Raw genomic sequence first — 11,639 nt, forward strand, 5'->3', positions numbered from 1 at the left:
GCCGGTATCCGTAGACGCCGTCGTTGTAGTCAAACAACGCCTGGATCTTGACCGCAAGCTCCTCGCGCCGCCGCGCGGTCGCGCTCATCGGCCGGCCGCGCCAGTCATAAAACCCGGACTTCGACACTTTCAACCAGGTGCACATCTTCTGAATGCTCGGAGCATCGGCCGAATCGCCGTCGGCGGCGGTGGCAGCACAATCAGCGATGAACTCGTACTTCTCGCTCACCGTTGCTCCTGCGCGAAGTATGCTGCCGCTCGTTTTAGGAAGTTGTTCTCCATCTCCAATTCACGGTTCTTCCGCTCAAGCTCTCGTAAACGAGCCCGCTCGGACACCTCCAACGCCGGCTCATCACCAGCATGCGCCTGTCGATAAGCCTTACACCAATTACCCAGGGTGGTCTCACCCACCCCAATTTCGCGAGCCACATCGACTATTCTCCGGTCATTCTCGACCACCAGCCGGGCCGCTTCCTCACGGAACTCAGGCGTGAACTTCCCGTTCTTTCTAGCCACGAAATCCTCTCCTCTCCAAACAGAACCCTATGGGCTCCGCAGTCCGGAAAGTAGGGAGCACCCCATTGCGCCTTGGCGCGTGGTGTGCCCGTGGGCGGGTTTGGGGGCTGTGGCGTGTCCGAGCCCTTTGGGTTCGGGTGGCGTGACTGCTCGAAACCACCGGGCCCACTGAACTGCTCAAGCCGCCGGGCGCCCGCGGCCGGTCGCGGTTCACACGACGATCTTCACGACTGGTGTGTGCCTAGTCGTGTGAGTCCTGACGGTGCATGGCGGCATTGGCTGGCACGACGATCTCCACGACCCCGAATACCGCCCCTCCGACCCGTCGTGGTTCACACGACGATCTTCACAACCAGCGGCAACCACTCCACGAACGCGACACACCACAACTGGACCCTGCCGAACGCCCCACCCCCCGGGGGGAACAACCCGCCACCAGCGGCCTCCCATGAACTCACCCACGGAAAGGTCACAAGAGCCCTAGATGATCATGTTTGGTGGGTTTTCTCGGGCGTCAACGGGCCTGCAGGCATGGTATGGCCCGAGAAAACCCACCAAACATGATCATCTAGGAGTCGGGTGGAGCACGGGTGTGGAAGAGGTAGTGGCGCCCGGCCTACGGGCGCCAGGCAGCGCGGCGCATATCGATCCGCGAGCCGTCGGACGTCAGCGGAGTACCCTCCGCGGCCAACTCACGCAACGCCGTTACCTCATGGCCTGGAGGAAGACGGCCCGTCGCGGTGACGACGCGCCACCAGGGAACCGCGCCGCCGAACGCGGCCATCACGGCGCCGACGATGCGCGGCCCACCACGTTCGAGCCTGGCACCGACCTCCTCGGCAACCGCTCCGTAGGCCATCGCTCGCCCCGGCGGAATCCGTTCGACCAGACTCAATACGGCTTCGATGTACTCGTCGTCCATCCCTCTTCAGGTCTCTCCACCGAAAAAGCGGGTCGCCGCCAACCCCCAAAGCCTTGACATGCGACGATGAGACTGAGATGGCGGATACAACCAAGACGATACGCGTGCGGGAGGGCTCGGAGATGGAGCAGCCTCCACGTGGCGTACGTGAGGATGCCGCGCCATCCACCGAGCAAGCCGCCAGCCAGCAGGTTCTCGTCAAAGAGCCGCCTCTTCCCCGGCGCACCCGCCGCCCGCTCGACGGTTTCCGGCTGCTGTTCGCCATCATCGGCATGACGGCTCTGGTGACACTAGCAGTGGTGGCCGAGAGCACACTGACCGCGCTGACCGGTGATCTTGCCGAACTCGACCAGGTCATCCCCAGCGGACCGGTCAACCTGGTGGCTTTCGCCTCCGGCCTCGCGGCGCAGGCGTTGCCGCCCGTGCTTGTCGTCATCCTCATGATCCGTGGCCGGTTACGCACCACAGCTGAACTGCTGATCGCTGCTCTGCTCGCCGCCGTGGCGGCAGCGCTGGTATCCGAGTGGCTGCTGACCGCCGCACCGGAACGGCTGCACGACTCATTTGTCCCCACGCTCCCGGGCACCACTGGCACGCCGGTACCGACCTTTCCGGCGGTGCTGGTCGCCGTCGTCACCGTCGTCGCCCGCCTGAACCTCAAACGCATCCGCCAGGTGGCGTTGTTCGCCATCGCCGCGAGTTTCGCCGTCGGCCTGCTCGGTGGCGAGGTCACCGTGGCCGGGATTCTTGCGGCGCTGAGCATCGGCCGCATCGTCGGCCTGCTTGTCCGCCTGGTCAGCGGCCAGCCGTCGGTGGCACCCACCGGGCACAAGGTTGCTTCCGTCCTCGAGTCCAACGGCTTCGAACTGCAATCACTGCGCGCGGATTCCGTGGAGCAATACCGCAGATACGTCGCCGAAACCGAGCAAGGACCACTGGGGGTGCTCGTACTCGATCGCGACACCGAGGGCGCCGGCGCGCTGGCCCGGACCATCGACCAGATCCGCACCCGGGAAGAGGTACGGCCGCGCCAGGCCGTGACCATGCGCACCGCGGTCAATCAGATCACCCTGCAGTCGCTGGCCGTATCCCGCGCCGGCGTCCGCACCCCAAAGCTACGCAAGGTCCTGAAGGTCAACAGCGAGGCGACCGCGCTCGTCTTCGACCACGTCCCCGGTACCGCGCTGTCGAACCTGAATGGCGGCGACATCAGCGACGACATGCTGCGGGACCTGTGGCGCCAGCTCAGACGGCTGCGGCGCAACCAGGTAGCCCATCGTCGGCTGTCCGGCCGCACGATCCTGATTTCGGATTCCGGGAAGGTCTGGATCCTCGACCCTTCCGGCGGCGAGGTCGCCGCCCCCGACCTCGCCATCCGCGCCGACCTCGCCCAGGCGTTGGTGGCGGTCACCCTGGTGGTGGGCGCCGAGCGCACCATCAACACCGCCATGGACGTCCTGGGCCCGCGGGCCCTGAGTGGCGCGGTGCCGTTGCTTCAGCAGATCGCCCTGCCTCGAACCGTGCGCCGCGAGCTTCGCGGACGCCGGGAACTGCTGTCCGAACTGCGTGACGGCCTGATCAGCCGGATCGGCACCGACACCGAGCCGGTTCGGCTCGAGAGGTTCAAGCCGCTGTCTCTCGTCACCGGCGTGGGAGCCGTGGCTGCCGTCTACCTCGTCGGTACGCAGCTCGTCGACATCTCGTTCGCCGAACTCTGGGCACAGACCAACCTGGCGTGGCTGGTGCCCGCCGTGGCATTCATGTTCCTCAACTTCGTCGGCGCCGCCTTCGCGATCCTCGGCTTCGTGCCGGAAAAAGTGCCGTTCTTGCGCACTCTCGGCGCGCAGATCTGCCTGAGTTTCCTGCGGCTCGTCGCGCCGTCGACGGTCAGCAACGTCGCGATCAACATCCGGTTGCTCACCAAGGCCGGCGTGACCGGGCCGCTGGCTACCGCCAGCGTCGCGGCGAATCAGGTGGGCAACGTCGCCATCACGCTGCCCCTCATCGCCATCCTCGGTGTGGTGTCAGGCAGTTCCGCCGCGGCCGGCCTCGAGCCGTCGCAATCAACGTTGATGATCGTCGCCGGAGTTCTCGTGGCGGCCGCCCTGCTCATCCTGATCCCGCCGATCCGGACCCGGCTGCGGTCGCTGTGGGCCGACTTCGCCGAACGAGGGCTACCCCGGCTGCTCGACGTGCTGAGCAACCCCCGGAAACTGGCCGTCGCCATCGGCGGGATCGTCCTGCAGGCGGCGTCGCTGGTGTTGTGTTTCTATGCCTGCCTGCGGGCGGTGGGCGGCACCGCGGACATCGCGGCGCTGGCCGTCGTCCAGATGGTCGGCAACACGGTGGGTATGGCCGTTCCGACTCCGGGTGGACTGGGAGCCGTGGAAGCCGCACTGACCGCGGGTGTCACGACCATCGGAGTGAGCACCACGTTCGCGGTTCCCGCCGTACTCGTCTTCCGCATCGTGTCGTTCTGGTTGCCGATCATCCCCGGCTGGATCCTGTGGACCCAGATGCAGCGCCGCGGCCTCCTCTGACCCACATTGCTCGTGCGAACCCACGTGGGCGGCGCCGTTGCGGGTCCAACCAGATCCACCCGCAGCGTCGCCGCCTCGAGCGGGTGCGCATAGGCGGAGGGGAGGCGGTGTGTTCACCGACCGTCCGGAGGCGCGGGCGTGAGTGCGTATGCACGAACGCCGCCGCCGGCGGCCAGGGAGGTGAACACACCGCCTCCCCTCCGCGCCCGCGGCACAGATCAGTAAGCCGGTTGCGACGGGTCGATCTGGTTGACCCACGCGACGACGCCGCCGCCGACGTGGACCGCGTCGCCCATGCCCGCGCCTTTGACCACGGCCAGCGCCTCGGCGGAGCGCACTCCTGACTTGCAGTGCAGCACCACTTGTTTGTCCTGGGGAAGCTTCTCCAGCGCTTCGCCGGTGAGGAACTCGCCCTTGGGGATGAGCACCGCGCCCGGGATCCGGTTGATCTCGTATTCGTTGGGCTCGCGGACGTCGACGAGCATGAAGTCGCGCTCGCCCTGGTCACGCTCGTCGATCCAGTCCTTGAGCTGCTTGACCGAGATGGTGGAGCCGACCGCGGCCTCGGCGGCTTCGTCGCTGACCGCGCCGCAGAATGCCTCGTAGTCGATAAGCTCGGTGATCGGTTCGGCGTTGGGATCCTTGCGGATCTTCAGCGTCGTGTAGCTCATCTCAAGCGCGTCGTAGACCATCAGGCGGCCGAGCAGCGGCTCGCCGATGCCGGTGATCAGCTTGATCGCCTCATTGACCATGATCGACCCGATGGATGCGCAGAGCACCCCGAGCACGCCACCTTCGGCGCACGACGGCACCATGCCGGGCGGCGGGGGCTCGGGGTAGAGGTCGCGGTACTGCGGCCCGTGCTTCTCCCAGAAGACACTGACCTGGCCCTCGAACCGGTAGATAGAGCCCCAGACATATGGCTTGCCCAGCAGAACGGCGGCATCGTTGACGAGGTAACGCGTTGCGAAATTGTCCGTGCCGTCGACGATGAGGTCATAGCCCGAGAAGATGTCCAGGACGTTGTCGTTGTCCAGGCGCGTCTCGTGCAGGATGACGTTGACGTAGGGGTTGACCTCTTTGACCGAGTCACGCGCGGACTGGGCTTTGGACCGGCCGATGTCAGACTGGCCGTGAATGATCTGGCGCTGCAGGTTGGACTCGTCGACCTCGTCGAACTCGACGACGCCCAGCGTTCCGACTCCGGCGGCAGCAAGGTAGAGCAGCGCAGGCGAACCGAGCCCGCCCGCGCCCACGACCAATACTTTGGCGTTCTTCAGCCGCTTCTGACCGTCCATCCCGACATCGGGGATGATCAGATGCCGTGAGTAGCGTCGCACCTCGTCGACGGTGAGCTCAGCGGCCGGCTCTACGACTGGGGGCAAAGACACGATCGGCTCCATAGGTATTCGTCTCGGTGATCACCGGGGCAAATTTGGCGTTGTCTTCAGCAAAACAGTGCCATGGGCCCGCGCATTCCCGCGACGGTGTCCACACCTCGGACTTATCGTCTCAGGAACTGGACACGTCGCGCAAGAACGTCCGCACCAAATGGGCCACCGCCGACGGATACTCCATCATCGACACGTGCCCTGAGTGCTCGAGCTTCACCACCCGCGCTCGCGGCAGCGCCCGCTGCCAGCGACGCGCCGACCAAGCCCCCACCAGCGCGTCCTTTTCACACACGATGACCATCGCCGGGCACAGCACCTTCTGCGCAGCCCACCATGTGGAGCGCCGCCGGGGCGGCAGGTACTGACCGACGAGTGAGCGCAGCGCCGTGAGCAACACGTCACGCGCGTGCGCCTGGCTGACCCAGCGCATCCGCTCCTCGATCGCGAAGGCGAACTCATCCGGGTCAACGCCCTCCGGGTTTCCGTAGAGCATCGGCGCCAGTCGCTCGATCTGCTCCTGAGTGGGTTTCCCGTTGACCCGCCCGAGAATCCACTCGCCCAGTTTCGGCAGAGCCACGAGCGCCATCGCCTGAGCGCCTCGTGGTAGCCGATACTGCGGCATCGCGGGTGAGAGCAGCACCAGCGTCCGAACCAGGTCCGGCCGCGCCGAGGCGACCAGAACACAGATCATGCCCCCCATGGAGTTGCCGATCAGATGAACGGGGCCGTCGAAGCGCTCGAGGTACGCGATGACATCAGCGACGTACGCTGAGACGGTATGTTCGCCCGAAGGCGGCGATTCACCGAATCCGGGCAGGTCCGGACTCCATTGATCGAGATCGCCACGGAGCTCACGCATCAACGCCGTCCAGTTGGTGGACGCGCCTCCGAGGCCGTGGATCATGACCGCCGGCGGCTGGTCGGGCTCTTCGGGGGCGGCGTGACGGACATTGATGCGGCGCCCGCTCGGGAGGATTACTTCACGGCCTGGCCACTTGCTGATCACAGCCACACTCCGATGGTATTCGCACGACCGCCCCGGCGTCCGGCCGCCTCGACGCGCGGGATTCGTTGCCCGGATCACATCGGGTTCCACAGCCGATCGGGCGCTAGCTGCCCCGATTTGCGGGTAGCTTCAACGAAGAGAACGGTGTGTGCTGAACCGAGCTGCGCACCAAGCACAACCAAGGAGCATTCGATGGCCGACAACGAGATCCCAGCCAAGCCCCTAGAGGCGCCTGATGCCGACGCTGACGAACAGCGCCGGCCCGTGAGACCGAGCAGCGCAGACTCCGAAACCCGGGTCGATCCTGAAGAGCCTGAACTGCCACCGCAAGAGCTGCCCCAGGAGCTGCCGAGCGACGCTGACCCGGCCGACGCCTACGAACAGACGCGTATCGTCGACTTCGACGAAGACGACTATCGATAGACATCGACTACCATTTCGCCTATCGAAATCAACTGGGAGGTTTCGAGTGACCGCGGTGCCCGACGTCCCGCCTCGCGGTGTGCGCATGCCCCGCGGGAAGCGGCGAATCCACCTGTTGCGTGCCGCGCAAGAGGTGTTCGTCCAGCACGGCTACCACGCGGCCGCGATGGACGAGATCGCCGTCCGGGCCGGCGTCAGCAAGCCGGTGTTGTACCAGCATTTTCCCGGCAAGCTCGAGCTCTACCTCGCCCTGATCGACACCGCCACCGACGAGCTCCAGGCCAGGGTGCATCGCGCTCTGGCTGCCACCGACGACAACAAACAGCGCGTCATCGCGGCGGTGAACGCCTACTTCGAGTTCGTCGACGACCAATCCGGGCTCTATCGGCTGCTGTTCGAATCGGACCTCGCCAATGACCCAGCGGTCCGGGACCGCCTGGATCGCCTGACGGAAGCGTCCTCGACCGAGATCAGCGCGATCATCTCCGAGGACACCGGGCTCTCCCATGAGGAATCCGCTCTACTGGCCGTCGGTTTGATCGGAATAGCCCAGGTCACGGCTCGCTACTGGCTCTCGGCCGACGGGTCCATTCCACGCACCACCGCGGCCGAACTGGTCGCCACGTTGGGTTGGCGCGGGATTCGCGGTTTTCCCCGCAGGGAGCATCCCGACGACCAGATCACCTAACTCCACGCGAGCGTCGGGAGCCGGTCTTCGGCCCGCGGCCGATCGCTTGCGGCGGACAGGCGGGTCCGGAGGGAATCACCTCGGCTAACCTGGCAGTTGAGACTGGCGAACATCCGGATATGCCGGGTACCAAACTTCAGGAGAGGGTGACCGTGGAGGTCAAGATCGGTGTGCACAACGCCCCGCGTGAATTGGTGATTGAGAGCAGCCAATCACCTGAAGAGGTCGACGCGGCGGTTCGGACGGCTATCTCGAACGACGGCGTCCTCGACCTGGTCGACGAACGCGGCCGGCGGGTACTTGTCCGCGCCGAGCACCTTGCCTATGTCGAGATCGGCGAGCCGATGGAAAGGCGCGTCGGCTTCGGCGCCCTCTGACGATCCAACACGAAATCGACGTGGAAGGCGCCGGTCACGTACCAAAGCGAGTTACGAGGCCAAGCCGAGCTTGGCCATTCGCTTAGCGTGATTCTCGGTGAGTCTGGCGAACACGCGACCGAGTTCGGCCAGATCCATGCCCGGCCGCCCGGCGCTTCCCACGATGATCGATGTCAGGGCATCTCGGTCGGCGGCTACCCGCTGAGCCTGTGCGAGAGCCTCGCCCACAAGCCGACGCCCCCACAGGGCAAGGCGGCCCGCCACACTCGGGTCTTCTTCAATGGCCGCACGAACGCGGTCGACCGCGAAGTCGGCATGGCCGGCGTCGGCCATCACCTCGAGCACCAAAGCCCGGGTGTCTTCGTCCACCGCCGAGGCGATCTCGCGATAGAAGTCGGTCCCGATCTGATCTCCCACGTACGCCTTGACCAAACCTTCGAGCCACGTGGACGGTGCGGTCTTAGCGTGGAACACGGCGTACGGCTCCCGGAAGGGCCCCATGGCTTCATCGACGGACACACCCAGCTCGGCCAGCCGATCGCGGATTCGTTCGAAATGCCGGTACTCCGCCGCCGCCATCCCGGCCAGCGCTGCCTGATCCGCCAGCGTGGGCGCGAGCTCGGCGTCGGCCGCCAGCCGTTGGAAGGCCGAGAGCTCACCTAGACCGAGCGCCCCGAGCAGGTCGATGATGCCGGCACGATACTCCGGGTCCTCCACATGGTTCTCCACGCTCGTAACGATAGCCCGAGACTCCAGTAATCAACGAGGCCAACGCTCCCGCGGGCCGGTGCCGACGACGGCGCCCGGCTGCTTTCCGACACCCTGGTTAGGCCGCACCGCCGCAATGCCGTAAACTGCGAGCGTCATGCCGTAAAATGGACGCTGGTAATGACGGCGCCCGGTCCGAACGGGCGCTCTCGAGGACGGATCGACGTCTGTTGCGCTGCGTGAGGCGCCATCGTGAGGCATCGTCTCGCGAGTGAGCGGCCCCGCCGCCTAGAGGACGAACGAACACCGTGCTCGGGCGACCCACCGAGCTAATGAGGCGAAAACTCTGACAACCTTCAGAGACCTAGGGGTACTCCCCTCCATCGCCGACGCCCTCGAGCGCGTCGGCATCAACGAACCGTTCCCGATCCAGGAGATGGCCATCCCGGCCGCCCTGACCGGCAGCGATCTGATCGGGCAAGCCCGCACCGGAACCGGCAAGACGTTCGCGTTCGGGTTGCCGCTGCTGCAGCGGGTCGTCGCTCCGGATGACCGTGACTACGCCGAGGCCACCGAACCCGGCAAACCACAGGCACTCGTGATCGTCCCCACTCGCGAACTCGCCGTGCAGGTCACCGGCGACCTCGAGTCCGCTGCCACCGTACGGCGCATCCGCATGCTCACCGTTTACGGCGGGCGCGCATACGAGCCGCAGCTGAAAGCGCTCAAGTCCGGTATCGACGTCGTCGTCGGCACCCCTGGACGGCTGCTCGACCTCGCCAACCAGGGACACCTCGACCTCGCTCACGTCAAGGTGCTTGTGCTCGACGAAGCCGACAAGATGCTCGACCTCGGGTTCTTGCCCGACGTCGAGAAGATCGTCGGGCGAACACCTGAACTGCGCCAGACCATGCTCTTCTCGGCGACCATGCCGGCCGCCATCGTCGGCCTTGCCCGCCGGTACATGCGCCACCCGCTCAACATCCGCGCCGAGACCGGCGACGACCAGCAAACGGTGCCGCTCACGGCCCAGTTCGTCTATCGTGCGCACAGCCTCGACAAGGAAGAGATGGTGGCGCGGCTCTTGCGGGCCGAGGGCCGTGGCCTGACCATCGTCTTCAGCTCCACCAAGCGCGCGGCACAGCAACTGGCCGACGATCTCACCGGCCGGGGCTTCGCTGTCGCCGCCGTCCACGGCGACCTGGGGCAGCCTGTGCGCGAGCGCGCGCTCCGTGCTTTCCGGGCCGGCAAGGTCGACGTACTGGTGGCCACCGACGTCGCCGCTCGAGGCATCGACATCGAGGCGGTCACCCATGTGGTGAACCTCAGCTGTCCGGAGGACGAGAAGACATACCTGCACCGCATCGGCCGCACCGGCCGGGCCGGCGCCACGGGTATCGCGGTGACGCTGGTCGACTGGAATGACCTCGCCCGCTGGAAGATGATCAACGAAGCGCTCGATCTGCCGTTCGCGGATCCGCCGGAGACCTACTCCAGCAGTGAGCACTTCTTCCGCGATCTCGGCATCCCGCCCGGCACCAAGGGCAAACTGCCACGCGACGAGCGCACCCGGGCCGGACTCAACGCCGAACAAGTCGAGGACGACGGCGAGGGCCAGGGCGACTCTAGCCAACGCCGCCGGACCAGGCGCGGCTCCAGCACACGTAACTCTCAAGGCGCGCAACGCGGCAGGGGCCGCAGCCAGGCCCCGCGTGGAGAGAGCACCAACGGCAACAGTGCTGACGAGGCTTCCGACAAGCGGCCACGCAAACGGAATAGGCGGCGCACACGCGCCGGTCAGCCGATCGACCAGCAGGCGTCCGAGTAAGAAGCGGCCTCGCCCCTGGCGACTCCCTATTCGCGCGGGTTCTAAAGGTGCAGCGTGCCAGCACGTTGCACCTATCACCTCACGGCGCCGGCGCCATCAGCCGGATGAGCATGCCCGCGCAATCGCTGCCACGTCCCGGTTGAACGGGCGCAGCCCGGTGCCGTAACCCGCCCGCACAGGTCACGTGCGGACGACGACGACTTTGGTTCCTACCGGGGCGAACTCCCACAGTGCTTTGGCATCTTCGTGGTCCTGGCGGATACATCCGTCGGACAGGGGCGTTCCGAGTTCGGACAGCGTCTGCGCTTCCTCACCGCTCTCCTTGTAGACCGGGATGTCGTGGAACCCGATATTGGAGTTCTCACCTCGGTGGAAGCGGACCATGTACTGCATGGTCTCCTCGAGCGTCCAGCTGACCGCCTCTTCCGACTTGGAGAAGACCTCGTAGGTGCCTTCTGGCAGCTGGTCATAGCGGCTGCCGGACACCATGTACGTGCGCTCGACCGAGCCGTCACCCTCGACCAGCCAGACCTGCTGCCCGGTGATGTCGAAAACAATTCGCCGGCCGTCGCCGCTGTCGGCTGGGAGGTCAGCGGTGGCCTCGGGTTTGGTGTCCGGGTCCACCTCGGCCTCGTCGGGTTCCGGCGTGGGCGAATCTTCGGTCTCGTCGGGCTGCTCGGGCTCATCTTCGTCGGATTCGGTGTCCTCAGCCGCGTCTTCGGGCTCGTCCTGGATTGCCGGCTTGTCGAGTGTGTCGAACTGCCGGCCCGGCTCGCGGGAACCGGACCGCGAGATCTGACCTGAGTCGCGAACCACCTGCGATGTACCGTCAATGGTCGACTCGGGCGAGCTGAGAGCGGGCCGGTCGGTTTCGTCGGCCGTGCTGGTCAGGGCCACGACACCCGAAGCTACACAGGCGGCACCGGCCGCCAGGCCGAGAAACCTGAACCGTAGCGACGGACGCGCCTTGGCCTGCGAACCGTGCCGGTTGGTTCGAGCTGGTTTCCCGTAACGACCGGGCATTCACCCTCCTCGTCGAGCCGGACGATGCCGACCGAAGTTCAAGATCACAACAACCCTATGACATTGCCCGGCAGTTCCTGACTTCAAACGCACGACAAGCACCGAACTGTTCCGATTTGTCCAGCAACTTCGCGTGAGATGTGCCACGGCTCCGCGGCGGCGTATGCCACATCACCGGATTCTCTCAGATCGACAGCGCCGGCGCCTAACCCTC

11 protein-coding genes and 1 pseudogene are annotated in these 11,639 nt (G+C 65.9%); 5 read left to right on the forward strand and 7 right to left on the reverse strand.

What is annotated here, in order from left to right; translation table 11 throughout:
• The 3 genes and pseudogenes from F7O44_RS09895 to F7O44_RS09905 form a co-directional block, all read right to left on the reverse strand.
• Positions 1-229: pseudogene (locus tag F7O44_RS09895) on the reverse strand (hypothetical protein); the annotation flags it as partial.
• Positions 226-516, reverse strand: a complete 291-nt coding sequence (locus tag F7O44_RS09900) for a transposase (RefSeq protein ID WP_162450102.1) — start codon at positions 514-516, stop codon at positions 226-228. The pseudogene F7O44_RS09895 and the gene F7O44_RS09900, both read right to left, overlap by 4 nt.
• A gap of 616 nt (positions 517-1,132) precedes the next feature.
• Entirely contained in the window at positions 1,133-1,438 is a 306-nt protein-coding gene (locus F7O44_RS09905) for an MGMT family protein (protein WP_162450103.1), read from the reverse strand.
• Between the two features lie 77 nt (positions 1,439-1,515).
• Here F7O44_RS09905 and F7O44_RS09910 point away from each other — a divergent pair, with 77 nt between their 5' ends.
• Positions 1,516-3,978, forward strand: coding sequence for a lysylphosphatidylglycerol synthase transmembrane domain-containing protein (locus F7O44_RS09910; protein ID WP_162450104.1), 2,463 nt, complete (start codon positions 1,516-1,518; stop codon positions 3,976-3,978).
• A gap of 218 nt (positions 3,979-4,196) precedes the next feature.
• Here the strand turns inward: F7O44_RS09910 and moeZ are convergent, their stop codons facing one another.
• Positions 4,197-5,369 carry an adenylyltransferase/sulfurtransferase MoeZ gene (gene moeZ / locus F7O44_RS09915; protein ID WP_162450105.1) on the reverse strand — a complete coding sequence of 391 codons (1,173 nt, stop codon included), beginning with the start codon at positions 5,367-5,369 and terminating at the stop codon, positions 4,197-4,199.
• 121 nt (positions 5,370-5,490) lie between these two features.
• The gene (locus F7O44_RS09920; RefSeq protein ID WP_162450106.1) at positions 5,491-6,384 is read right to left on the reverse strand and encodes an alpha/beta fold hydrolase; all 894 of its coding nucleotides are present in this window, start codon (positions 6,382-6,384) and stop codon (positions 5,491-5,493) included.
• Positions 6,385-6,570: 186 nt separating this feature from the next.
• On the opposite strand from F7O44_RS09920, the gene F7O44_RS09925 reads away from it, so the two are divergent.
• The 3 genes from F7O44_RS09925 to F7O44_RS09935 all read left to right on the forward strand — a co-directional run bounded on the left by F7O44_RS09925 (position 6,571) and on the right by F7O44_RS09935 (position 7,866).
• Complete coding sequence (locus F7O44_RS09925) at positions 6,571-6,801, forward strand: hypothetical protein (RefSeq protein ID WP_162450107.1); 231 nt, start codon at positions 6,571-6,573, stop codon at positions 6,799-6,801.
• 46 nt (positions 6,802-6,847) lie between these two features.
• On the forward strand, positions 6,848-7,489 hold the full coding sequence (locus F7O44_RS09930) for a TetR/AcrR family transcriptional regulator (RefSeq protein WP_222851229.1): 642 nt from the start codon (positions 6,848-6,850) through the stop codon (positions 7,487-7,489).
• Between the two features lie 152 nt (positions 7,490-7,641).
• A complete protein-coding gene (locus F7O44_RS09935) occupies positions 7,642-7,866 on the forward strand; it encodes a DUF3107 family protein (protein WP_162450492.1) in 225 nt (74 codons plus the stop codon).
• A gap of 51 nt (positions 7,867-7,917) precedes the next feature.
• Here the strand turns inward: F7O44_RS09935 and F7O44_RS09940 are convergent, their stop codons facing one another.
• Positions 7,918-8,595, reverse strand: coding sequence for a ferritin-like fold-containing protein (locus F7O44_RS09940; RefSeq protein WP_222851230.1), 678 nt, complete (start codon positions 8,593-8,595; stop codon positions 7,918-7,920).
• Positions 8,596-9,010: 415 nt separating this feature from the next.
• Here F7O44_RS09940 and F7O44_RS09945 point away from each other — a divergent pair, with 415 nt between their 5' ends.
• Positions 9,011-10,402: a DEAD/DEAH box helicase gene (locus F7O44_RS09945; protein ID WP_222851231.1), complete on the forward strand. Its 1,392-nt coding sequence runs from the start codon at positions 9,011-9,013 to the stop codon at positions 10,400-10,402.
• 180 nt (positions 10,403-10,582) lie between these two features.
• Here the strand turns inward: F7O44_RS09945 and F7O44_RS09950 are convergent, their stop codons facing one another.
• Complete coding sequence (locus F7O44_RS09950) at positions 10,583-11,425, reverse strand: L,D-transpeptidase family protein (protein ID WP_162450108.1); 843 nt, start codon at positions 11,423-11,425, stop codon at positions 10,583-10,585.
• Positions 11,426-11,639 lie beyond the last annotated feature (214 nt).

It is taken from the genome of Phytoactinopolyspora mesophila (assembly GCF_010122465.1).
GTDB lineage: Bacteria > Actinomycetota > Actinomycetes > Jiangellales > Jiangellaceae > Phytoactinopolyspora > Phytoactinopolyspora mesophila.